Genomic DNA, 22,323 nt, shown 5'->3' with positions numbered 1-22,323 from the left:
CCATGACGAACCCAGCCGAGAGACTCGTCGATCTGCTCGACCTGGAGCAGATCGAGGTCAACATCTTCCGTGGCCGCAGCCCGCAGGAATCCCTGCAGCGCGTGTTCGGCGGCCAGGTGGCGGGGCAGGCGCTGGTCGCCGCCGGTCGCACCACGGAGGGCGACCGGCCCGTGCACTCGCTGCACGCGTACTTCCTGCGTCCGGGCCGGCCGGGCGTGCCGATCGTGTACCAGGTCGAACGGGTCCGCGACGGGCGGTCGTTCACCACGCGCCGGGTCACCGCCGTGCAGCAGGGCCGCACGATCTTCAATCTGACCGCCTCCTTTCACAAGCCTGAGGATGGGAGCTTCGAGCATCAGCTGCCGCCGGCCCGCGAGGTCCCGGACCCCGAGTCGCTGCCGACGGTGACCCAGGAGATCAAGGAGCACCTGGGCGCGCTGCCCGAGACTCTGGAACGCATGGCCCGGCGCCAGCCGTTCGACATCCGGTACGTGGACCGGCTGCGCTGGACTGCCGAGGAGATCGAGAACGCCGAACCGCGCAGCGCGGTGTGGATGCGCGCGGTCGGGCCGCTGGGGGACGATCCGCTCGTGCACACGTGTGCGCTGACGTACGCGAGCGACATGACCCTTCTGGACGCCGTGCGCATCCCCGTGGAACCGCTGTGGGGGCCGCGCGGTTTCGACATGGCCTCCCTGGATCACGCGATGTGGTTCCACCGGCCCTTCCGGGCCGACGAGTGGTTCCTGTACGACCAGGAGTCCCCGATCGCGACGGGCGGGCGCGGCCTGGCGCGCGGGCGCATCTACGACCAGGAGGGGCGCCTGCTCGTCTCCGTGGTTCAGGAAGGTCTGTTCCGCAAGCTCGGTACCTGACCCTGCATCGGGTTCGGCGCCTGCCGTCGGGTGGGGGCTCGGCTGTCGGCCGTCACTCGGCGCCGAAGGCGCGCCGCCCGCCGTCAGGCGTTTCTGCGGCGCAGCCACCCGAACAGGCCACGCGACCGCTGCGGCTTCTCGTTCAGGGGTGAATTCTCCGGGGCGGCCTCCTCGGGGAGAAAGCCAAGCCGCTGTGAGTCGTTCGGAACGGGGCGTGGAGTGGGACGAGGAGCGGGGCGGAGTTGCCGGGCCGTGGTGAGCGCCTGCGTCAAATCGGCCTTGAGCCAGCTGATTTCGTCGGGATCCTGCGCTGTCATGATCCTCGCGGCGACATCGGCGGCGGGTGACTCGGACACGGTGCGGGCCGCCTGATCGGGCCTGAGCCGGTTCAGATAGGCGCGTTCGTACGGATCCGGGACGAGCTCTGCCCTGTCCAGCGGATCGAGCAGTGACGCCACGATCGCGGCCTGCGCCCACGGGTCCTCGGTCTGCCGGAGCAGGAAACCCATGTGGCGTCCCCGCCAGTTGCGGGGGCGCAGGTCCAGCCCCGCACTCAGTTGGTCGCGCAGTACTTCGGGGGTGCGGCCGCTGAGCATCGCGGCGTTCTTCTCCGCGGCGGCGAACTGCCGTAGTTCTTCGGCGAGATAGAGCCAGACGACGGCTCGATACCGGTTGAGGTAGAACTTGACCGGAACCACCAGGCCGAGGCGGGCGAGGCGGGTGAACCTGGCGGTCGTCACTCCCATGAGGGCCGCGCCCTCCGTGGTACCCACCGCCTTGACGCGCTCCCGGAGAGCTTCCGCCGATCCGTCCTCGGAGCGCACCCGGTCGATCTCCGCCCGGGCGACTCGGCGTACTCCCCCTCCCCTGTCGTCGGGGACGGTGCGGATGCACCCGAGGTGGACGGCGAGCTCGAACTCGCCTCGTTTGAGACCCAGTTCCCTGGCGGCACGGCTCTGTGCCCATGACGGGGGCCGCTCGTCGGTGCCGGCAGGAACGGTGGTGGGCCTGGTGGACTGCGTGATGGTGGAACCGGACATGTTCTTCTCCCCCGTGCGGTGCTCGCGCCGGCATGCGCTCGCTTCGAGAAAAACCGTAGCCGGTTCGCCGGATCACGCGGGAAACCTGTGGATAACTCCGATCGCGATGGCGTATTCGCAGCTCAGAGGTCTATGGAAGGAGTGTGCTCCGGCTGCCGTGCGTCCACTTTGAGGTGTTCGCCGACCCGGTTCACGAGCAGGGTCATCTCGTAGGCGACCTGACCGATGTCGGCCTCGGCCGCGCTCAGTACGCACAGACAACTGCCGGCGCCGGCCGCGGTGACGAAGAGGACGGCGTCGTCGAACTCGATCATCGTCTGGCGCACCTGACCGGCGCCGAAGTGGTGCCCCGACCCCTTGGCCAGGCTGTGCAGACCGGACGCGACGGCAGCGAGATGCTCGGAATCCTCTCGCCGCAGCCCGGTGCTCGCGGCCGTCACCAGACCGTCGGTCGACAGCACCAGCGCGTGCCGGACATGTTCGACGCGCTCGGTCAGGTCGTCCAGCAGCCAGCCGAGTCCCGTGTTCTGAGCCATGGTCCGTTCTCTCCCCGTGTCGTCGTTCCTCCTGGCGGGAGGACTCGACCAGCCAGCCTTCCCCACAGCCGCCTTCCGGGCAAGCAGGATGGGAGGCATGGCACAGAAGATGACCGACGAGGAATGGCGGGCGTTCGTCTCGCACGGGACCCGCACCGGGAAGCTGTCGACCGTTCGCGCGGACGGAGCTCCGCACGTGGCTCCGATCTGGTTTCTGCTGGACGGTGACGACGTGGTGTTCAACACCGGGAAGGAAACCGTCAAAGGACGGAATCTGGCCCGGGACGGCCGGGTCGCGTTGTGCGTGGACGACGACCGTCCGCCCTTCGACTTCGTCGTGCTGCAGGGCCGGGCCCAGCTCTCGGAAGAGCCCGGCGAACTCCAGCACTGGGCAGCGCGGATCGGTGCGCGCTACATGGGCGAGGAGCGCGCGGAGGAGTTCGGACGGCGGAACGGTGTTCCCGGCGAACTGCTCGTCAGGGTGAGGATCGAGAAGGTTGTTGCGCGCTCCGGCATCTCCCATTGATCGATCCGTGATGTCGGGTCCGCGCGCTCTCCGATGACTGCCGGACCGGTCCCCGGAGACGCCGGGCCCCTCGCTCAGAGACCCCGAAGTCCCCCTCAGCCCACCGAGTCGAGCATCCGGGCGGTATGCATCCGCCCGGCGTACTCGACGAGCCGGATCAGCACCTCCTTCCCGGAGTCGCGGTCACGGGCGTCGCAGAGCACCACGGGCGTGCCCCGGTCGAGATCAAGAGCGCGTGACACGTCCTGAGCACCGTAATTGCGTGCGCTCGGGAAGCAGTTGACGGCCACCACGAAGGGGATGTGCCGGTGCTCGAAGTAGTCCACGGCGGGGAAGCAGTCCTCCAGTCGCCGGGTGTCCGCGAGGACGACGGCACCGAGGGCGCCCTGGGACAGCTCGTCCCAGAGGAACCAGAACCGGTCCTGCCCCGGCGTCCCGAAGAGGTAGAGCGACAGGCCGGACCTGATGGTGATGCGGCCGAAGTCCATGGCGACGGTCGTCGTGACCTTCTGGTCCACGCCATCGGTGTCGTCCACCGACTCGCCCATCTCGCTCAGCAGTTCCTCGGTGCGCAGCGGCTTGATCTCGCTGACCGCGCCCACCAGCGTGGTCTTGCCCACGCCGAATCCGCCGGCGACCAGGATCTTCAACGCCAGGGCGGCCGACTCGCCACCGGTTGCGTCGGAGTGCTCGGAGACCATCGATCACTTCTCTCAGGAGTGCCGGCAACGGTCGACGTCAGTACATGTGTGCGGCGTCAGCATCATGACAACTGCGGCCCCTCTGGGAGAGGTTGGATCATTATTGGGCCGATCCGACCGACTCGGACCTGTTTGGTGTCCGATGGGTGCCCAACTCTGCGCGGGGCAGGCCGGGGGTGGTTCCGATTCATGGTCTACAGCGCCCTCAATCCCTCGATGACCTCGCGCAGAATGCGTTCGTCGGGCAGTTGTGCAGGCGGAACGGGGCGGCTGACCGTGACGCAGCCCATCTCCAGCAGGTCACCGAGGAGCACCCTGACGACGCCCACCGGAAGGTCGGCTCCCGCGGCCAGTTCGGCGACCGACTGCGTTTCGAGTCGGCAGTGCTCGATCAGGGCGCGGTGTTCCGGGCCGAGCCCGGTGTCGTCGTCGGCGCCGGGCGCGCCGGTGTCGAGTGTGACCAGTGCGATCAGGTCGAAGCGCACTCCGGTGGGGCCGGGTTGGGTACGGCCGCCGGTCATCGCGTAGGGGCGGACAAGGGGTCCGGCCTCGCTGTCGTACCACTGGCTGCCCTCCTGCTCGGGGGCGCCTTTCGTGTCCTCGGTCATCTGCGTGGACCGCCCTCGGTCATCCGCCGGCGGGCGGTCGCGCGGCGACGCGCGGCGGCGTGTAGAGATGCTCGCCGACGCGCTTGACGAGCCGCGCCATCTCGTAGGCCACCAGGCCGATGTCGGCCGTGACGGCGGTGAGGAGGGCGAGACAGGAACCGTCGCCCGCTGCCGCCACGAACAGGTAGCCGTCGTCCATCTCGACCATGGTCTGACGGACGCCTCCGGCGCCGAAGTGACGGCCTGCCCCCTTGGCCAGGCTGTGGAAGCCCGAGGCGACGGCGGCAAGGTGCTCCGCGTCCTCGCGCCTGAGGTCGGTGGACGAACCGACCGCGAGTCCGTCGTTGGACAGCACCACCGCGTGCCGCACTTCGCTGACGCGCAACACCAGGTCGTCCAGCAGCCAGTCGAGTTCCCCCGACTGCTGGGCGGCTCTCATACTCGGGTCCTGGATCATGCGGGATCTCCTTCGCTGCTGTCACTGCCCGCTACGGGATCGGGGGTGGCGCCGAGGCCGGGCGACCTGCCGCCACCGCGTGCCCAGCCCGCGCGGTAGGCGGCCATCCGGTCCCGTACCTGTTCGGGGGTGCGTTCGTCGCCGCTCCGGCCTCCCGGCGCCTCCGGCGGATCCTCAGGCCGCAGTTCGCGCAGCTGCGGGGCCAGACTCGCCTGCCGTACCCGGCGCGGGAGGTCGTCGGTCCCCTCGGAGTCGTCCGGAGGCCGGTGCAGCCGCAAGGTGGTGACTCCTGGGATCGGGGTTTCGCGTGAGCCGTTGGCCGGGCTCTCCGCCGCCTGCACGGGCGGCACGAGAGCGGGTCGCTCACTCGGCGCATGGACGGAGTCCTGTACGGCCGCGGCCGGCACGCGCGCGTAGGCCCGTTCGGTGTCCCGTTCGCGCTCGGCGATCCGGGGTGAACGCTCCGCCGCGCCGCTCTGCAACAGGGCGGTGGGCAGCAGGACGACCGCGGTCGTCCCGCCGTAGGGCGAGGTGCGCAGGTGCACCTTGACGCCGTGCCGGGCTGCGAGCCTGCTGACAACGAAGAGCCCGAGGCGGTCACTGTCGAACAGGTCGAGCGCTTCGGACTGCTCGATGCGGCGGTTGGCCTCGGCGAGGGTCTCCTTGCCCATGCCGAGCCCGCGGTCCTCGACCTCCACCGCATAGCCGTTGCCGACCGGTTCGCCGGTGACCCGCACGCGGGTGTGGGGCGGTGAGAACTGGGCCGCGTTCTCGACGATTTCGGCGAGGAGGTGCGTGAGGTCGGCGACAGCGGTGCCCACGACGGACGTCTCCGGGAGCTGGCGTACCTCCACGCGCGCGTAGTCCTCGACTTCCGACACGGCGGCGCGGACCACGTTCGTCAGTGAGACAGGCATGCGCCAGGCCCGCCCCGGTGCGGCTCCGGAGAGGATGATCAGGCTCTCCGCGTGGCGCCGCATGCGTGTCGTGAGGTGATCCAGCCGGAAGAGGTCGCTCAGCTCATTGGGGTCGTCCGACCTGCGCTCCATGCTGTCGAGGAGGCTCAGTTGACGGTGGACGAGGATCTGGCTGCGCCGGGCGAGATTGACGAAGACTCCGGAGATCCCGCTGGCGAGTTCCGCGCGTTCGACCGCGGCGCGCAGGGCAGCGCGGTGCACGGTCCCCAGGGCTTCGGCGACCTGCCCGGTCTCGTCCTCGGCGGGAGGCCCGGGCGGGGCCTCCGCGCGGATGTCGATCTCCTCGCCCGCGCGCAGCCTGCGCATGGCGTACGGGAGTTTGCGGCGGGCGATCTCCAGAGCGACGTTGCGCAGACTCACGAGTTCGATGACGAGACCGCGACCGATGCGTACGGAGATCACGAGCGAGGCGGCGACAGCGGCGAGGCCGAGCAGCACCGCGGCGCCGGCCGGTGTGAGCAGGCCCCGGGTGAACGGGTCCGCACGGTCGGCGACCCCGCGGGCCGCGTCGGCACCGATCGTCCGCATGCCGTTCTGCACGCGCGCGTGTGCCGTTTTCCACGTCGCCTCCGGGGCGGCGTCGAGCGCCTTGCCGCCCGCCCGGGAGACCAGCACCTTGTCCTCGGCGGCGCGCACATCGGCGTACGCGCTCCCGTCGGCGAGGTCGCGCCATGCCGCGCGTTCGGATCCGCGGAGGTCCGCGACGGCGGAGTCCGTCAGCGTGCGGCGAGTGTCGACGGCGCCGGTGAACAGCCGCAGCCGTTCGCCGTCGAGGCCGCCCGCCAGGCGCGCGCTGGACAGCACCGCGTCCTCCTGGGCCAGCGCTTCCCCGGCTCGGGAGAACTCGAGCAGCACGCGCGCGTCGGACCCCAGGTCGGCGTCCTGGATGCCGGTCAGCGCACCGCCCACACCGAAGGCCGTCGCGATGGTCTTCGTGTACTGGCCGTACGTCTCGTCCCATCCGGTCCGGCGGTCGAGCAACGCGCTCCGCAGCGGCCCCAGGCCCTCGGCACCGGTGACGAAGGCGTCCAGCCGCCCCGCCACCCCGGCGGGCAGATCGGCGCCGTCGGCGACGGTGTTGTGGTCCCCCAGGCGCAGCTTCGCCACGGCTCGGTCGGTGCGTCCCGCCAGCTCCTTGAGGTGGCTCCGCTGCTCGGCGGCCGGATCGGTCGCGTACCGGACGGCGGCCGCGCGCTCGGCCTGGAGCGCGGCGACGGCGGCGTCGACCGGAGCGCGGACCGTCGAGTCCACGCTCTGCAACTGCCGTAGGCGCGCGACGTCCTGGGCCGTGCTCACGGTGGCGTACGCCCACAGCGCGAGCAGGGAGATGACGGGCACCATCAACAGGCACACGATCTTCGCCCGTACGGTGCGGGGACGCACGGTCCACCGCCCCGCGCGCGTGGGCGGCGCGGGCGGCGCCAGGCCGATGGGGTCGTCGGTGCCGGAGCGCTCGTCGGCCGGCGGGCCAGCATGTGCACGACGACCGCGTGCGGACGGCTGGGGCGCCGTCGCGGCGCCGGTCCTGGGGGTCCTACGGGGTGTACGCATGGCCTCCTCGCTCGGATGGTTCGGGGTGCGCCGGTCCGTACCGTGGTGACTCAGGACCGCCCCTAGGGGGCGACGCTCTCGACGGGCCGCTGGGCCGACGCGGAGGCCTCGCGCTCACCGGCCGTCGGCGACAGCGCGACGAACGCCGATGTCAGGAAGAGATAGGACCCGAGGCCGACGGCGAGGGGGAAGATGAACTGCATCACCGAGGCCCCGGGCAGGAACGCGCCGGACGGGGTGACCTGCACACTCACCGCGATCATTCCCGTGTAGTGCATGCTGCTCACCGCGCCGCCCATGACCAGGGAGGCCACTGCGACCGCGACCGGCGACTTGATGTTGAGCGCCGCCCACAGGGCCGCGGTCGCGGCGACCACGGCGATCACCACGGAGAGTCCGACGAGCATCGGGTCGTAGTGCACGGTGCCGTGCAGCCGCAGCGCCGCCATGCCCAGGTAGTGCATGCTCGCCACGCCGACACCGGTGGTGAGTCCCCCGAGGAAGAGCGCACGGCCCCGCTCACGGCCGTATCCGACGGCGAACACGCCCGCGCCGACGACGACCATCGCGACGAGGAGGCTGAGGATGGTCAGCGGCACGTTGTAGCGGATCTCCGTGCCGCTGACCCTGAAGCCGAGCATCGCCACGAAGTGCATCGTCCAAATGCCCGTGCCGATCGCGGAGGCCGCGGTGAGGAGCCAGTTCCGGCGTGAGCGGCCCGTGGCGCCCAGGGCGCGGACGGTGCAGCGCAGCCCGAGGGCGGCGCCTATGCAGGCCATCACATATGACAGCGCGGGGGTCAGCCAGCCGAAGGCGGCGTGGTCCAGGTGTCCCATGGCTCAGGGACGCTAGTCCCGGTAGGGGCGCGGAAAGGGAGCGCATTTCGAAAGCTGCTGGAATATGACGCAGCGATGTACCTGAACGATCGCGTCATGCTCGAACATGTGCACCCGGTCGTCCTTCGTGTCGGTGAGGGATCATGCGGAACATGAGCGACGACCACACACATGTCCAGGAGTTCTTCACCGCCCGAGCCGCGGACTGGGACGCCCGGTTTCCCGACGACGGTCCCGCCTACGCGGCCGCGGTCACCGAGCTCGGGCTGCGCGAGGGCGACCGGGTGCTCGACGCCGGCTGCGGCACCGGGCGGGCCCTGCCGCCGCTGCGTGCGGCCGTGGGCGCGGCCGGAGTCGTCATCGGCGCCGATCTGACCCCCGCCATGCTGGCAGCCGCCGTACGGGCCGGACGGGACCGCGCAGCGCAGCTGCTGCTGGCCGACGCGGCCCGGCTGCCGTTGCGCAGCGAGTCGCTCGACGCCGTGTTCGGAGCGGGCCTCATCGCGCATCTCCCGAACCCCGCCGAGAACCTGCGGGAGTTGGCGAGAGTGGTACGGCCCGGTGGGGTGCTGGCGCTCTTCCACCCCATCGGGCGTGCGGCGCTCGCGGCGCGCCAGGGCCGGCAGATCACGCCGGACGATCTGCGCGCGGAGGGCAACCTCCGGGCCCTGCTGACGGGTTCCGGCTGGCGCATGACGTCGTACGTCGACGAGGACGCCCGGTTCCTGGCACTCGCCGTACGTCCGGCCTGAGCACTCAGCTCTGCCCGGCGATCTGCGCCACGAACGCGTCCGGGTTGTCGAACATCACGCAGTGGCCCGCACGGGGCACGGTCACCACGCGTACACCGGCAGCCTCCAGGCCCTCCCGGCCCACGAGTTCGCCGCTCAGCGCGCCCTGGAGGAAGACACGGTCCACGCCTGTCATCCCTTCGAGCAGGTGGCGCATGGTGGGGCTCGTGCCCCGCACGAGCCCCTTCGCCGTCCGGTACAGAGCACGTGCGTCGGCGAGTCGCATGGTCGAGGCCCAGGTGGGCCCGACTCTTTCCAGCACGCGTGCGTGGCCGCCGTTTTCGACGTACTCGTCCTCGTCGTACGACGCGATGTTGCTGCTGCCCGCCGTGAGCGGTGGGTTGGGGTCGAGGTTCGCCTCCGTGAGCACCAGGCGTGAGACGAGGTCGGGCCTTCGGTGGGCCAGCACGATGGCGACGGCACCGCCCATGCTGTGGGCGACCAGTTCGGCCCCGCTGACCGCGGCCTCGTCCAGCGCGGCGGCCAGCGCGTCGGCGTGGTCCTCCAAGGTGTAGCCGAAGTCCGCGGGCCGGTCGCTGATGCCATGGCCCGGCAGGTCCACGAACAGAGTGCGACGGCCCGCCAGTTCGGGCCGCGCCGCGATGTGCGCGTGGTAGACGGCCGACGCGGCGCCCAGGCCGTGCACGAACACCCGCGCGGGTTCGGCGCCCGCTGTTTCCGTCCAGCGGATGCTGCTTCCTCCGCCGTCGAACTTCGCCTGCTTCATCCCACTCCCCCTTGCTCCCGTTCCGCGCTGTCACGCCTTCCGGGAGGATACATCGTCACCGATGTATTGAGTAAGCGATGTACACCGGAGGTGGGGCAGAATGCAGGCATGCTGGAGCTCGCGATCCTCGGTTTCCTGTACGACGCCCCACTGCACGGCTATGAGTTGCGCAAGCGCATCACGGCGTTGACGGGGCACGTCCGGCCCGTCGCCGAGAGCACGCTGTATCCCGCGATCAAGCGGCTGGAGAAAGCCGGCCTGCTGGCGCGAGCCACTCAACCCGGATCCGTGGCCGCCCCTCGACATGTCCTGACGCTCACCGAAGAGGGCCGGCGTGAACTGCGGGATCGGCTGGCCGAACCGGTACGGCGCGACATCACGGACGAGAACCGCTGGTTCACGGTCCTCGCCTTTCTCCGGCATCTGGACGACGCCGGGGCCCAGGCCACCGTGCTCCGGCGCAGGCTCGCCTTCCTGGAGGAGCCCGCGAGCTTCTTCTACGACGGTGACCGGCCGCTGCGCGCCGAGGAGCTGGACGACCCCTTCCGGCGCGGCATTCTCACCATCGCGCGGGCCACGAGCCGGGCCGAACTGGCCTGGCTTCGCGCGACGATCGACTCACTCGACGGTGGCTGATGTGCCAAGCCGACACCACGCCGTCCCCCGCCCTCTTCTGTCGGCGGGTCTCCAACTCTACGTTGAGTAGCAGCAGCTGGACGATGAGCGACGGTGATCGCACAGGGGGAAGGTGGTTCGATGTTCGGCATGTTCGGCAGACTCCACAAATTCTTGGGTCGGCGACCGGCCGAGCGGAGCACGGAGCAGCCACCCGAGGTACGGCGGCCGGTGAAGCGCGCACACAACCTGTTCGAGGCCGCGGCCGCTTATGTGTCGGCGTGCGCCGAGGACGATCAGGAGCAGATCGACGAGGCCTCGGACTGGGTCTCACCGGAAGCCTTGTCGTTCGGGGTGAGTGAGCTGGCATGCCGCGCGGTCATAGCCCTCGCCCGGGAACGTGACGAGTCGCCCCAGACCGTGGCACGGGAGCTCCTCGGACTGCCGGCCGCCTGATTCGGGGCGGGCGCGCAGGATGCCCGGCGCCGATCGGCGGAAATGCGGAGGCCCGGGCCTCTCGGGGGCGTCGGGGACCCGCGCGGTCGATTCGCCCCTTTCCAGCCGGACAACTGCAGCTCCGCCTGTGCTTCACCCTCGTGACAAGCGCCTCGCTGTCGCATTAAGGTGCGCCGACGGATGAACCAATGGGGAGGCTGGGATGGCCGGGACGGGCGAGGACGCCGTCGCCGCCGAGGACGATGACGCGCTCTATGTGCTCACAGCGGTGCTGCTGACGCCGGCACAGTTCCCCAGCGTCCTGGGCGACGACTATCCGGAGGCCTGCGCGGCGCTCGACCTCCCTCCGCTGGCCGACGGCTACGGCCTCGTGCTCGGCCAGGACGGCGAGGGAGCACGGTGGACGGTCGTCGTCGACGACGTCTCGCTGGTCGCGGTGGCCATCGCGTCGTGGGACTGCGGCATCGAGTACGACTTGTCGCCCGGTGAACGCACGGTCGTCGCCGCGTTGCCCGGCTGGCCGCTGGCCCTGGCCGTCGCGGCTCCCGGCGTGCCCGCCCCGCACGATCCCTCGCCCGAGATCGCGGAACGGCCGCCGCTGTCCCCGCCGGACACCAGCACCTGGGGTCCGGCCCAACGGCGCCTGGGGGCCGACGAGATCGCCCTCCAGTGGGCGATCTGGCGCGAGCAGATCCCCGAAGACCACTTCATCAGCCCGGACAGCGACACACCGGCCGAGGACGCGCCGAAGACGGAGCCCCAGAACGACGGGGAGGGCGGCGCGGACACCGCGGAGGGCGGCAGCGGAGACACCCAATCCAGCAGCGGCATCCGTCGAGCGCTCGCCGAAGCCCGCTCCTACGTGGAGACTCCACCGCCCCTGGGCAGGGTCCGGTCGTCCTTCGCTCCGGGCGACGCCCGGACCCTGCGTGCCGACGGTCCCGGCTGGTCCATGGTGGCCCGGACGGACGACATCGCGTTCGTGCTGCTCGACGAGGAGCCCGGGGAAGTCCTGCCGATCGGCCGCGGCACCGAACTGCCGGGGCTTCTGGAGGCCCTGGACAAGATGGCGGTACGTCCGGTCTGAGCCTCGCGGCAGCTCGGGAGGCTCCTCCGGAATGGCCGTGGACGCGCCTCGAAGGACGCGGTCGCGCGCGTGGCCCGCCAGAACATGGCCCCGGTCGAGCGCAAGCCCGGTGGCGGACACCTCCAGGCGCGGATACCCGCCTCCGTTCAGGTGGGCCGTCAGTCGCCCGAACGGCAGCGACTTCGTCGAAAGTCGGTGTCATGAGCCCCCACGCCTGAGCCCCGTTCCGTGTGGTCCCCGCCTATGGTCGGCGGCCGGACGGGATCGCAGCATGAGGCAGCCCCTTCGCGATGCGTGCCAGCCCTCCCGACCGACTGCGGCCGATCCTGCCCTGCTACCGCTCCGCGTTCCGTGCGCTGACCGCCTGGGTCGAGCGGGACGTACGGCCGCCCGCGGACCATGCCGTCGGCAGGCCCGCGAGCGGCGATGTCGTCAACTCCTGCGATCTGGAGACGACCACGTCGAGTCGACAGCGCTCAGCGGCCGAGCTCCTTGCGGGTGACACGGCGCAGCCTGCGCCGCTGCGAGCGGTCCAGCGTCAGATACGCCGCGGTCGGCAGGCCCAGCACGATCAGGAAGGCGATCCACCAGGGCACGCCCACCGCGGGCAACAGGATCAGCAGGACGATCCCGATCGCTGCACCACCTGCGACGATCTTCGCTCTCTTCGACATGGGTGTCGCCTCCTTCGCGGCTATCGCCGCTCTCTGTCCTGAAAACGGATCGGCGCCTCGCGCGGTTCCAGGCAATGACCCTGAGACGCCCCTGAGACGTGACCCTGACTCCACCCTGAGCGCCGTCCCGCCTATTCGCCCCTCAGCGGGCTCCCGACCTCGTGGAGGTGGCCCAGGGCCTGCCGATAGGAGTCGATGAGACCGGTCTCCGCGTAAGGGATACCCAACTCCCGGCAGTGTGCGCGCACCAGAGGCTGGGCGAGCCGGAGATGGGGGCGGGGCATGCTCGGGAACAGATGATGCTCGATCTGGTAGTTGAGGCCGCCGAGGAACCAGTCGGTCAGCACGCTGCCGCGGATGTTGCGCGAGGTGAGGACCTGACGGCGCAGATGACCCCAGCGTTCGCCGTCCGGGTCGGGCATCTCCATGCCCTTGTGGTTGGGCGCGAAAGCGAGCCCGAGGTGGAGGCCGAACAGCGCCTGGTGGAGGGCGGCGAAGACGAGGGCCTTGCCGAGGGACATGGTGGTGAGCAACAGGGCGGTGTAGGAGACGACATGGGTGACCAGCAGCAGAGCTTCCACCGCCCGCTCTCGCGGAGGCTGCCGGCGCAGGTCCTGGAATCCGTGGACCTTCAGGGCGACGCCTTCGAGAAGGGTCAGCGGGAAGAAGAGCCACGCCTGGTTGCGGGTGAGCCAGCGCCGGAAACCGGACCGCTTTCCTGCCTGCGCGGCGGTGAACACCAGGACGTCGGCGACGACGTCCGGATCCTTGTCGATGTGGTTCGGGTTCGCGTGGTGCCTGGAGTGTTTGTCGTTCCACCAGGAGTAGCTCATGCCGAGGAGCAGATTGCCGTGGACCAGCCCGATCAGCCGGCTGACGGCCCTGTCGCCGCTGATCTGGGAGTGACCGGCGTCGTGCCCTATGAAGGCCGTGCGGGCCGACAGCACGGCGAGCACGGGGGCAAGGAGGAGGGTCCACCAGGAGTTGCCGATGAGGACGACACCCGTGACGACACTTCCCAGCGCCAAGGCGTTCACGGCCATGCCCAGGGCGTACCAGCCGTATCGACGCTCCAGTAGGTCCTGCCGTCGAACGGTGCGCAGGAGGGGTGTGAAGTCGCTTCCGGCGGACTGCCCGGCTGTCGCCCCCGGAGGGTGCTTCTCCAGGGCTGGGGCGATCTGGGGCATGGCGGGTCTCCGGTCTCTCAGGGACGGCCTGACCTCATGAAACGTACGGATCAGAGGCCCTCTTGGACCATGGCGCCACCACCCGTGTGGGTGCGGGGGCCAGCACCGGACCGCGCAGGGGGGTTTCCTCCACCCCCGCCATGAGGTGACCCGGTTCACCGCTTCCGCATTCCATCGAGTGGCTGAGTGTGCTGTACTCTCGACTGCTCGGCACCAGTAGTCAAATTTGAGGAATACGTTATCGCTGTGCAGAGGATTCCCGCGGCCACCCCCGCCGAGATCTCCGAACTGGCTCGTTGCTGCGCCGTGTTCGTGCCCGCCGATCCTGCCCGTACCGGGTACGTCGCCTTCTGGCGCCCCGACGGCGGGGCGCCGCCCTCCGTGGCGGCCGGGTCCACCGAAGACCTGAGAGTCGTCCAGCCCTCCGACGAGGGCGTCGAGCCGGCCACGGTGCCCGCCGTCCTGCTGCCCGTACGTGCCGCCCTGCCGGTCCTCACGCGTGCGCGTGCCGCCGGGCAGGTCCACAGGGCGACCGCGTTCTGGGGGTCGGCCGCCGTCCTCGCCCTCCAGTTCGCCGCACGAGGGCTGCTGTTGCCCGGGTTGTCGGAGAACGATCACGACGCCTGGCGCGCGGGCCCTCTGCGCGCGGAGGACCTGCATCGTGTCCGCGAGCTGGCCGCCGCGATGCCCCCGGACGCGCACGCGGTGCCGTTGGACGAGACCGCGCCGCTGCGCCTGCCGGTCCCGGAGCGGCTGCTGCGTGCCTTTCTCGATGCCGTCGCCGACGCCCTGCCTCGCTCCCCCGCCGCCGTGCTCGCCGCCGGCGGCCCCGCCTACGCCGTTCCGGAGCCGCAGCACGTGCCGGAACAGCGCGTCTGGGCCGCGGATGTGGCCGCCGGACACGATGCCGGTGTACGGATCTCCCTGCGTATCGAGGTGCCCGGGCTCGCGTCGGCCGTGTCCGAGGAGACGCCACTGCCCTTCCGCGCCGTGCTCCAGGTGCACAGCCTGAGCGATCCGGCGCTGGTAGCGGACGCCACCGTGGTGTGGGCCGGGGCCCAGGCGTTCGGCCCGCGCGCGCGGATGGACACCCTTCTCGCCCTGCGCCGCGCGGCCCGGGCCTGGGCCGCGCTGACCCCGCTGCTCTCGGCGGCCGTTCCGGACTCCGTGGAGCTCGCCGACGAGGAGGTCACCGAACTGCTCGGTGCAGGCGCCCGGATGCTCGCAGGTGCCGGAGTCGACGTGCACTGGCCCAGGGAGCTGGTGCGCGAGCTGACCGCCCACGCTGTCGTCGGGCCGCCCGACGAAGAGCAGGACCCGCGCCGGGACGCGTCCGGCACTCCGTCGTTCCTGTCGGCCGATGCCCTGCTCGCCTTCAACTGGCGGTTCGCGCTGGGTGATCAGCAGCTGACCCGGCAGGAGCTGGACCGGCTGGCCGAGGCGAACCGGCCCGTGGTGCGGCTGCGCGATCAGTGGATTCTGGTCGACCCGCAGGAGGTCCGCCGTGCCCGCGCGCAGCAGGACCGCAAGATCACACCCGTCGACGCGCTCAGCGCCGCTCTGACGGGCTCCGCCGAGGTCGACGGCCACAGGGTCGACGTACGGCCCACGGGGTGGCTGGCGGCACTGCGGGAGCGGCTGGCGGACCCTGAGGGCCAGGACCCCGTCGGGCAGCCCGCCGCGCTCGCCGCCACGCTGCGCGATTACCAGCTGCGGGGACTCAACTGGCTGGTCCGGATGACCTCGCTGGGCCTCGGAGGCTGCCTGGCCGATGACATGGGGCTGGGCAAGACCATCACCCTGATCGCCCTGCATCTGCACCGGCAGACCGACGAGTCGGCGGCGGGACCCACGCTCGTCGTCTGTCCGACCTCGCTGATGGGCAACTGGCAGCGCGAGATCGAGCGGTTCGCGCCCGGCGTCCCGGTGCGCCGTTTCCACGGCTCCCGGCGGAGCGTCGACGCCCTGGCCGACGGGGAGTTCGTCCTCACCACGTACGGCACGATGCGGCTCGAGGCGCCCCGGCTGGCCGAGGTTCCGTGGGGCATGGTGGTCGCCGACGAGGCGCAGCACGTGAAGAACCCCTACTCGGCGACGGCACGCGCGTTGCGCACCATCGGCGCACGCGCACGCGTGGCGCTCACCGGGACCCCGGTGGAGAACAACCTCTCGGAGCTGTGGGCGATCCTGGACTGGACGACTCCGGGGCTGCTCGGCAGGCTGGGCACCTTTCGCACGCGGTACGCGCAGCCCGTGGAGGGCGGCCAGGACCCCGCGGCTGCGGAGCGACTGGCCCGGCTCGTACGGCCGTTCCTGCTGCGGCGCCGCAAGTCGGACCCGGGCATCGCGCCGGAACTGCCGCCCAAGACCGAGACCGACCGGGCCGTGTCGCTCACCAAGGAACAGGCGGGCCTCTACGAAGCAGTGGTGCGGGAGACGCTGGCGGAGATCTCCGGCGCCGACAGCATGGTCCGCCGCGGCCTGATCGTGAAGCTGCTGACAGCGCTTAAGCAGATCTGCAACCACCCGGCGCAGTTCCTCAAGGAGGACCGACCGCGGATCGAGGGGCGGTCAGGAAAGCTCGAACTGCTGGATGAACTCCTGGACACCATCCTCTCCGAGGGGGCGAGCGTTCTGGTCTTCACGCAGTACGTGCAGATGGCCCGGCTCATCGAGCGGCACCTCACGGCGCGCGGCGTGTCGTCGCAGTTCCTGCACGGCGGTACGCCGGTCCGCGAGCGCGAGGCGATGGTGCAGCGCTTCCAGGACGGCGAAAAGCCGGTCTTCCTGCTGTCGTTGAAGGCCGCCGGCACGGGCCTGAACCTGACTCGGGCCGAGCATGTCGTGCACTTCGACCGCTGGTGGAACCCGGCCGTCGAGGCGCAGGCCACCGACCGCGCGTACCGCATCGGCCAGACCCAGCCCGTGCAGGTGCACCGGCTGATCGCCGAGGGGACCATCGAGGACCGCATCGCCGAGATGCTGGTCCGCAAGCGCAAAGTGGCCGACGCGGTGCTCGGTTCCGGCGAGTCGGCACTCACGGAACTGACGGATGGCGAACTGGCCGATCTGGTGGAGCTGCGAGGGGGCGCACGATGAGGGATCAGAGCGACGAGCGTACGTTCGAGGCGCTGCCGCCGGCAGAGGGGCGGGCCTTCGCCCGGACCTGGTGGGGACAGGCCTGGTTGAAGGCCTTGGAGGACGCTGCGCTGGACTCGCAGCAGGTGAAGGCGGGCCGCAGACTCGCGCGGGCCGGAGCCGTGGGAGCAGTGTCGGTGCGCCCGGGCCGCATCACCGCCGTCGTCCAGGACCGCGACGGCACTCTGCATCGCGCCGACGTCCTGTTGCAGGAGTTGTCCGACGAGCAGTGGGACCGTTTCCTGGACGTGGCCGTCGAGCGCGCGGGGCACATCGCGGCGCTGCTCGACCGCGAGATGCCCCCGCACCTGGTGGAGGACGCCGCGGCCTCCGGCGTCGAGCTCCTGCCGGGTCTCGGTGATCTGGAGCCGGAGTGCGACTGCGGCGCGTGGGACCACTGCGGACACACCGCCGCCCTTTGCTACCAGACGGCACGGCTGGTCGACGAGGATCCCTTCGTGCTGCTGTTGATGCGGGGACGCGGCGAACACGCCGTGCTGGACGCACTCCAGACGCGCAGCGCCCCCGCGCCCTCGGAGTCTTCGCCGCACGAGGATTCCGAGCAGGGCGTCGATGCCGCCGAGGCGTACGCGGCCGGGGACATCCTGCCGTCGCTGCCCGCCCTCCCCGCGCTGCCCGAGCGGCCCGGATCGCCGCAGGCCCTGGACACGGAGGCAGCGCCCGCGCCCGGCGTGGAGCCCGCCGCGCTGGAGTTCCTGGCCGCGCAGACCGCGGTCGATGCCCTGCGGCTGCTTGCGGAGGCGCTCAGGCCTGGGCACGAACAGCAAGCCCCTGATGCGGAGTTGACGCTCACACAGGATGCCGTGCGGCTGGCGGCCGGTGACCCGGAGCGGGTGGTCGCCGACCGGCTCGCCGACGGTTCGGGCCGAGACCGCGAAGCACTGGCGCTCGCGGTCCTCGCCTGGCGGAACGGGGGCGCGGCCGCGCTGTCCGTCCTGGAGGACGAGTGGACAGTGGAGGCGGAATCACTCGCACGCGCGCGTGCCGCCCTGGAGTCCGCCTGGGACGAGGACGAGCGGCCGCGACTGCACACCGCCGACAACCGCTGGACGGTCGTCGGCACACACGCACAACTGCGCCTGGGACGGGACGGGCGGTGGTGGCCGTATCGCGAGGAGGGCGGGCGATGGACACCCGCGGGCGCCGCGTCCGCGGATCCGGCCACTGCGCTGGCTCCGGTTCTCGGGGGCGAGTGACACGCCCTCCGGACCCGGGGCGGCCCTGAGCGTCCCGGGGCGGCCCTGAGCGTCCCGGGGTGGCCCTGAGCGTCCCGGGGTGGCCCGGGGTGGCTCTGGGCCGGCTGTGGGTGGCCCGGGGCGGCCCGGGGTGGCTCTGGGCCGGCCGTGGGTGGCCTGGGGCGGCCCGGGGTGGCTCTGGGCCGGCCGTGGGTGGCCTGGATTGGTCCCTGGCCGTCCAGGTAGGGCCCGCCGCGGCCATGCCCGGTCGAAGCACTCTGCAGGCCGCTGTGCGAGACCTACCGGCCGGCGCGGAAGCGCCCTGTTCTCGGAGCAGGGCGCTCCGATTGCGGCCGCAGGCGATGGGGTAGCTCCCCCACACGCCCCGTCAACACCGTGCTCACCTGCGCCCTTTCGCCGCCTCACCCGTCAAGTCGATCACTCGTTTCTCTCAGTTCATCCGGCGGACGCACCCCGTTGGGCAGAGCGGCGGAATCTGGCCGCTGTCACCGAATCCGTGCCCCAGGAGGCCCGATGTCCCCGCTCGCCGCCGGCCGGCGCCGCGTCCACCTTTCCGTCGCCGCGGCAGTGCCGCTGGTCGTCCTGGCCGCCCTGGCGGTCTCCGGCACGGCGGACGCGCACGACGCCGCCGCCGGTCCGCGGGTGACGATCACCGCGACGCTCGGCGACATCCCCCTGGGCACGTTCAGCAACACGCTGCTGCCCGGCACGGTGGGCGACGACCGGGGCGTGGACCTCGGGGGCATAGGCAGCGACATCTTTCCGGCAGCCAGCAAGGGCGAGTTCTGGACCGTGACCGACCGGGGCCCGAACGGTCAGATCAAGGTGGACGGCAAGAAACGCCGTACCTTCCCCGTGCCCGGCTTCGACCCGGCGATCGTGAAGATCCGCGTGTCCGGGAACACCGTGCGGGTCCTCGACGCGATTCCGATCACCACCTCCTCGGGCAAACCCGTCACCGGGCTGCCCGACCAGGCGGAACGCGACGAAGCGCCGTACTCCTACGACGCGCAGACGCCACTCTCGTACAACCCGGACGGTGTGGACACCGAGGGCATCGTCCGGGGCGCCGACGGCAGTTTCTGGCTCGTCGACGAGTACGGGCCCTCACTGATCCACGTCTCGGCTCGCGGGAAGGTGCTGACCCGCTACGTCCCCAAGGGGTTGCACCTGACGGGCGCGGACTATCCGGTGGTCGAGGCCCTGCCGGCCGTCCTGCTGCACCGGAAGACCAACCGGGGCTTCGAAGGGCTCGCCCAACTCCCGGGCGGTGACCTCGTGATGGCGTTGCAGAGCCCGCTGTCCCTGCCGGACGGCGACGCGGGTGACGCCTCGCGTACGACCCGTCTGCTGCGTTTCTCACCGAAGAGGCAGGCCGTCACCGCCGAGTACGCCTACCGCTTCGATCCGGTGAACGTGGTCGACCCGAGCGAGGACGACACGTCCGAGCTGAAGATCTCCTCCGTGGTCGCCGTGGGACGGGACCACCTGCTCGTCGAGGAGCGCACCGACAAGGCGGCGCGGCTTCAGCTGGTGAAGCTCACGCGGAGCGCGGACATCCTTGCGGGAGCCTGGGACGACGCGACGACCTCCCCGTCCCTGGAGCAGCTCGACGACCCGTCGGCCTCCGGGGTCCCCGTCCTGCGCAAGCACCTCGTCGTCGACCTCGGCACCGTGGCGGGAGTGCCCGGCAAGATCGAGGGCATCGCACGCGTGGGCCGCGACACGCTCGCCCTGATCAACGACAACGACTTCGGCATGACGGACGGCTCTGGCGCGTTCGACGCGCAGGGCCGTCTCGTGGACAGCGGTGTCGAGACGACGGTGACGTACGTGCGGCTGCCCCACGGGATCTGACGTCAGGGCGGCGCATGGGGTGCAGGAGCCGTGTCATGCGGCACGCGCGCGTGCGGTTCAGGTCAGCGGCCTGGTCAGTTGGTGGCTGCCGAGGTCGGCGGCCAGGCTGCAGACGACGTTGTCGATGCCGATCTTGTACGCCGACGAGTCCGGGTACTGCACCAGGTTCCCCCGCACGGCGCCCGTCGACTGATGGGCCGCCTTGCGCGCCAGGGGTTTCTCGCACAGGGCGGACGCCGCCTTCCGCAAAGCGGCGTCGGTCGTGTACGCGCCGTCGAGTTCGGCGACCTTCACCACCTCGGCGTCGTGCGGCGAACCGCACGCGCGCGGCGCCGCCTGCCCGGGCCGGCCGGCGGTGGTGTCGAAGCAGTCTCCCGACTTCAGCAGGTAGTAGGGCAGTTCATCGCCCGAGGGGTTCGCGAAGAGGGTCGCGAGGTCGCTCGGAACGCTGCTGGGAAGGTCGCTGGGGAAGTCACTCGGAAATCCGCTGGGCAGCCCTGAAGGCAACTTCGAAGGGAGGTTCGAGGGCAGTTCCGTGGGCAGCTGGGACGGGATGCTCAGGGACGGAGTGGGCGACCGGCTGGTCTTCCCGCTGGTCTCCGTCGGCGACTTCTTGTCCGTCGAGTCGTCTCCCCCGCCGGTCACGAGAAGTACGGCGACGATGACTCCCAGGGCCACCACTGCGGCGATCATCAGGAAGAGCGTGTTCCGACGTGGGCCGCGCCCCCGGGGCGGTCCGGGAGGCGGCTGCGGCGGCCATCCCTCGCCGCCGCCCTGTCCGGACGACCAGTTCCCGCCGCCCGGTGGCGGACCGTATCCCCCGGGGACGTAGTCGCCCCCGGAGGCCGGCCCGTAACCCCCGGAGGCGTAATCGTCTCCGGGAGTCTGCCCGGAATCCCCGGGCGGCGGCCCATAGCCTCCAGGAGGCGGCCCGTAGCCCCCGGTCGGCGGGCCGAAACCGCCGTGGTCCGGACGCGGAGTGTCTCCCGGCGGCTGGGGCGGTAAAGGTGGCATGGCCATACCGTCAAGAGTCGCCTCGAACCGGTCATCACGCGAGCCCCGCGCGGAAGTTGATACGGACTCATGCTCTGGACGGCATGATTCCGGACCGTCCCGCACGAGACCGGCCGGCGACCGGGAGCCGCCGGCCGAGGCGGGAGGCATCGACCGGGTTACGGCTGCCTCCTGTCCGGCGCCCCTTGTGCGACTCCAGCGCCCGCGCGCATCGACGGCACCCGTACTCCCTCCTCGTAGCCGCGATCAGCCCCGCGCGTTGAGCAGATGATCCATCGCCAACTGGTCCAGCCGTTCGAAGGCCATCCCTCGCCCGGCGGCCGCCTCCACGTCGAACTCCTCGAAGGAGGCCCGGTCGGCGAGCAGCCCGGTCAGCCCGTCCGCCGCGGTGGGCTGGGTGAGCTCGTCCAGCCGCGAGGCGCGCAGCGCTTCCTGGACCTCCGGGTCGGCGCGGAACGCCGCGGCTCGCTCACGGAGGATCAGATAGTTGCGCATGCAGCCCGCCGCGGACGCCCACACGCCGTCGAGGTCCTCGGTCCGCGGCGGCTTGAAATCGAAGTGCCTCGGCCCCTCGTACCCAGCGGTCTCCAGGAGGTCTACCAGCCAGAAGGCCGATCGCAGATCGCCCGCTCCGAAGCGCAGGTCCTGGTCGTACTTGATACCGGTCTGGCCGTTGAGGTCGATGTGGAAGAGCTTGCCCGCCCACAGGGCCTGAGCGATGCCGTGCGGGAAGTTCAGCCCGGCCATCTGCTCGTGCCCCACCTCGGGGTTGACGCCGTACAGCTCCGGTCGCTCGAGCCGCTCGATGAAGGCGAGGGCGTGACCGACCGTGGGCAGCAGGATGTCTCCGCGCGGCTCGTTCGGCTTGGGCTCGATCGCGAAACGCAGGTCGTATCCCTGGGAGGTCACGTACTCGCCCAGGAGGTCGAAGGCCTCCTTCATGCGGTCGAGCGCCACCCGGACGTCCTTGGCGGCGCCGGACTCGGCACCCTCGCGGCCACCCCAGGCGACGTACGTCCGCGCGCCCAGCTCGACCGCGAGATCGACGTTGCGGATCGTCTTGCGCAGGGCGTAGCGGCGCACGTCCCGGTCGTTGGCGGTGAACGCGCCATCCTTGAAGACGGGGTGCGTGAACAGGTTGGTGGTGGCCATCGGCACGGTCAGGCCGGTCGCGTCGAGGGCCTGGCGGAAGCGCTTGATGTGCGACTCGCGCTCGGACTCCGAGGACCCGAAGGGGATCAGGTCGTCGTCGTGGAACGTCACTCCGTAGGCACCGAGCTCCGCCAGGCGCTGTACGGACTCGACCGGGTCGAGGGCCCGCCGGGTGGCATCGCCGAACGGGTCCCTTCCCTGCCAGCCGACGGTCCACAAGCCGAAGGTGAACCTGTCCTCGGGGGTGGGCTGGTAGTTCATACCGCGGCTCCTCGCTCGCTCCGACTATTTCGTCATGGCG

General features: G+C 70.9%; 21 protein-coding genes and 1 pseudogene. 10 read left to right on the top strand and 12 right to left on the bottom strand.

Annotated elements, in window-relative coordinates:
- The first annotated feature begins 2 nt into the window (after positions 1-2).
- Positions 3-875 carry an acyl-CoA thioesterase gene (locus ACFVYF_RS13190; RefSeq protein ID WP_389455150.1) on the top strand — a complete coding sequence of 291 codons (873 nt, stop codon included), beginning with the start codon at positions 3-5 and terminating at the stop codon, positions 873-875.
- A gap of 83 nt (positions 876-958) precedes the next feature.
- Here ACFVYF_RS13190 and ACFVYF_RS13185 read toward each other — a convergent pair whose 3' ends face one another.
- Together ACFVYF_RS13185 and ACFVYF_RS13180 are read right to left on the bottom strand one after the other, a co-directional pair.
- Positions 959-1,915: a DUF6397 family protein gene (locus tag ACFVYF_RS13185; RefSeq protein WP_389455148.1), complete on the bottom strand. Its 957-nt coding sequence runs from the start codon at positions 1,913-1,915 to the stop codon at positions 959-961.
- Positions 1,916-2,037: 122 nt separating this feature from the next.
- Positions 2,038-2,451 carry a roadblock/LC7 domain-containing protein gene (locus ACFVYF_RS13180; protein WP_389455147.1) on the bottom strand — a complete coding sequence of 138 codons (414 nt, stop codon included), beginning with the start codon at positions 2,449-2,451 and terminating at the stop codon, positions 2,038-2,040.
- A 97-nt stretch (positions 2,452-2,548) separates the two neighbouring features.
- Between ACFVYF_RS13180 and ACFVYF_RS13175 the strand changes: the two genes are divergently transcribed.
- Positions 2,549-2,977, top strand: coding sequence for a PPOX class F420-dependent oxidoreductase (locus ACFVYF_RS13175; protein ID WP_389455146.1), 429 nt, complete (start codon positions 2,549-2,551; stop codon positions 2,975-2,977).
- Positions 2,978-3,072: 95 nt separating this feature from the next.
- Here the strand turns inward: ACFVYF_RS13175 and ACFVYF_RS13170 are convergent, their stop codons facing one another.
- From ACFVYF_RS13170 to ACFVYF_RS13150, 5 genes are all read right to left on the bottom strand, one after another.
- Positions 3,073-3,678 carry an ATP/GTP-binding protein gene (locus ACFVYF_RS13170; RefSeq protein WP_383275792.1) on the bottom strand — a complete coding sequence of 202 codons (606 nt, stop codon included), beginning with the start codon at positions 3,676-3,678 and terminating at the stop codon, positions 3,073-3,075.
- Between the two features lie 194 nt (positions 3,679-3,872).
- Positions 3,873-4,286, bottom strand: a complete 414-nt coding sequence (locus ACFVYF_RS13165; protein WP_389455144.1) for a DUF742 domain-containing protein — start codon at positions 4,284-4,286, stop codon at positions 3,873-3,875.
- Positions 4,287-4,305: 19 nt separating this feature from the next.
- Positions 4,306-4,743 carry a roadblock/LC7 domain-containing protein gene (locus ACFVYF_RS13160; protein ID WP_389455142.1) on the bottom strand — a complete coding sequence of 146 codons (438 nt, stop codon included), beginning with the start codon at positions 4,741-4,743 and terminating at the stop codon, positions 4,306-4,308.
- Positions 4,740-7,271 carry a nitrate- and nitrite sensing domain-containing protein gene (locus ACFVYF_RS13155; RefSeq protein ID WP_389455140.1) on the bottom strand — a complete coding sequence of 844 codons (2,532 nt, stop codon included), beginning with the start codon at positions 7,269-7,271 and terminating at the stop codon, positions 4,740-4,742. The genes ACFVYF_RS13160 and ACFVYF_RS13155 overlap by 4 nt, the downstream gene beginning before the upstream one ends.
- 62 nt (positions 7,272-7,333) lie before the next feature.
- On the bottom strand, positions 7,334-8,107 hold the full coding sequence (locus ACFVYF_RS13150; protein WP_389455138.1) for an MHYT domain-containing protein: 774 nt from the start codon (positions 8,105-8,107) through the stop codon (positions 7,334-7,336).
- A gap of 152 nt (positions 8,108-8,259) precedes the next feature.
- Between ACFVYF_RS13150 and ACFVYF_RS13145 the strand changes: the two genes are divergently transcribed.
- Complete coding sequence (locus ACFVYF_RS13145; RefSeq protein WP_389455136.1) at positions 8,260-8,859, top strand: class I SAM-dependent methyltransferase; 600 nt, start codon at positions 8,260-8,262, stop codon at positions 8,857-8,859.
- Between the two features lie 4 nt (positions 8,860-8,863).
- Here ACFVYF_RS13145 and ACFVYF_RS13140 read toward each other — a convergent pair whose 3' ends face one another.
- Positions 8,864-9,625 (bottom strand): alpha/beta fold hydrolase, encoded by a 762-nt coding sequence (locus tag ACFVYF_RS13140; protein WP_389455134.1) that lies wholly within the window; start codon positions 9,623-9,625, stop codon positions 8,864-8,866.
- 108 nt (positions 9,626-9,733) lie between these two features.
- On the opposite strand from ACFVYF_RS13140, the gene ACFVYF_RS13135 reads away from it, so the two are divergent.
- The 4 genes and pseudogenes from ACFVYF_RS13135 to ACFVYF_RS13120 all read left to right on the top strand — a co-directional run.
- Positions 9,734-10,261 (top strand): PadR family transcriptional regulator, encoded by a 528-nt coding sequence (locus ACFVYF_RS13135; RefSeq protein WP_389455132.1) that lies wholly within the window; start codon positions 9,734-9,736, stop codon positions 10,259-10,261.
- A 129-nt stretch (positions 10,262-10,390) separates the two neighbouring features.
- A complete protein-coding gene (locus ACFVYF_RS13130) occupies positions 10,391-10,696 on the top strand; it encodes a hypothetical protein (protein ID WP_389455481.1) in 306 nt (101 codons plus the stop codon).
- Between the two features lie 202 nt (positions 10,697-10,898).
- Positions 10,899-11,783 carry a hypothetical protein gene (locus ACFVYF_RS13125; RefSeq protein ID WP_389455130.1) on the top strand — a complete coding sequence of 295 codons (885 nt, stop codon included), beginning with the start codon at positions 10,899-10,901 and terminating at the stop codon, positions 11,781-11,783.
- A gap of 305 nt (positions 11,784-12,088) precedes the next feature.
- Positions 12,089-12,235, top strand: a pseudogene (locus tag ACFVYF_RS13120) (tannase/feruloyl esterase family alpha/beta hydrolase); the annotation flags it as partial.
- Positions 12,236-12,259: 24 nt separating this feature from the next.
- Here ACFVYF_RS13120 and ACFVYF_RS13115 read toward each other — a convergent pair.
- Together ACFVYF_RS13115 and ACFVYF_RS13110 are read right to left on the bottom strand one after the other, a co-directional pair.
- The gene (locus ACFVYF_RS13115; RefSeq protein ID WP_389455128.1) at positions 12,260-12,457 is read right to left on the bottom strand and encodes a hypothetical protein; all 198 of its coding nucleotides are present in this window, start codon (positions 12,455-12,457) and stop codon (positions 12,260-12,262) included.
- Between the two features lie 131 nt (positions 12,458-12,588).
- Positions 12,589-13,644, bottom strand: a complete 1,056-nt coding sequence (locus ACFVYF_RS13110) for a fatty acid desaturase family protein (protein ID WP_389455126.1) — start codon at positions 13,642-13,644, stop codon at positions 12,589-12,591.
- A gap of 246 nt (positions 13,645-13,890) precedes the next feature.
- Here ACFVYF_RS13110 and ACFVYF_RS13105 point away from each other — a divergent pair, with 246 nt between their 5' ends.
- From ACFVYF_RS13105 to ACFVYF_RS13095, 3 genes are all read left to right on the top strand, one after another.
- Positions 13,891-16,743, top strand: a complete 2,853-nt coding sequence (locus tag ACFVYF_RS13105; RefSeq protein WP_389455124.1) for a DEAD/DEAH box helicase — start codon at positions 13,891-13,893, stop codon at positions 16,741-16,743.
- Positions 16,740-17,999: an SWF or SNF family helicase gene (locus tag ACFVYF_RS13100; protein WP_389455122.1), complete on the top strand. Its 1,260-nt coding sequence runs from the start codon at positions 16,740-16,742 to the stop codon at positions 17,997-17,999. The genes ACFVYF_RS13105 and ACFVYF_RS13100 overlap by 4 nt, the downstream gene beginning before the upstream one ends.
- A gap of 513 nt (positions 18,000-18,512) precedes the next feature.
- Entirely contained in the window at positions 18,513-19,856 is a 1,344-nt protein-coding gene (locus ACFVYF_RS13095) for an esterase-like activity of phytase family protein (protein WP_389455120.1), read from the top strand.
- A 57-nt stretch (positions 19,857-19,913) separates the two neighbouring features.
- On the opposite strand, the gene ACFVYF_RS13090 is transcribed toward ACFVYF_RS13095, so the two are convergent.
- Together ACFVYF_RS13090 and xylA are read right to left on the bottom strand one after the other, a co-directional pair.
- Complete coding sequence (locus tag ACFVYF_RS13090) at positions 19,914-20,549, bottom strand: hypothetical protein (RefSeq protein WP_389455118.1); 636 nt, start codon at positions 20,547-20,549, stop codon at positions 19,914-19,916.
- Positions 20,550-21,116: 567 nt separating this feature from the next.
- On the bottom strand, positions 21,117-22,283 hold the full coding sequence (xylA, locus tag ACFVYF_RS13085; RefSeq protein ID WP_389455116.1) for a xylose isomerase: 1,167 nt from the start codon (positions 22,281-22,283) through the stop codon (positions 21,117-21,119).
- Positions 22,284-22,323 lie beyond the last annotated feature (40 nt).

Source organism: Streptomyces sp. NPDC058274, assembly GCF_042881375.1.
Lineage (GTDB): Bacteria > Actinomycetota > Actinomycetes > Streptomycetales > Streptomycetaceae > Streptomyces.
The sequence above is the reverse complement of the archived record's forward strand: the minus strand, read 5'-3'. Positions and strand labels throughout refer to the sequence as shown.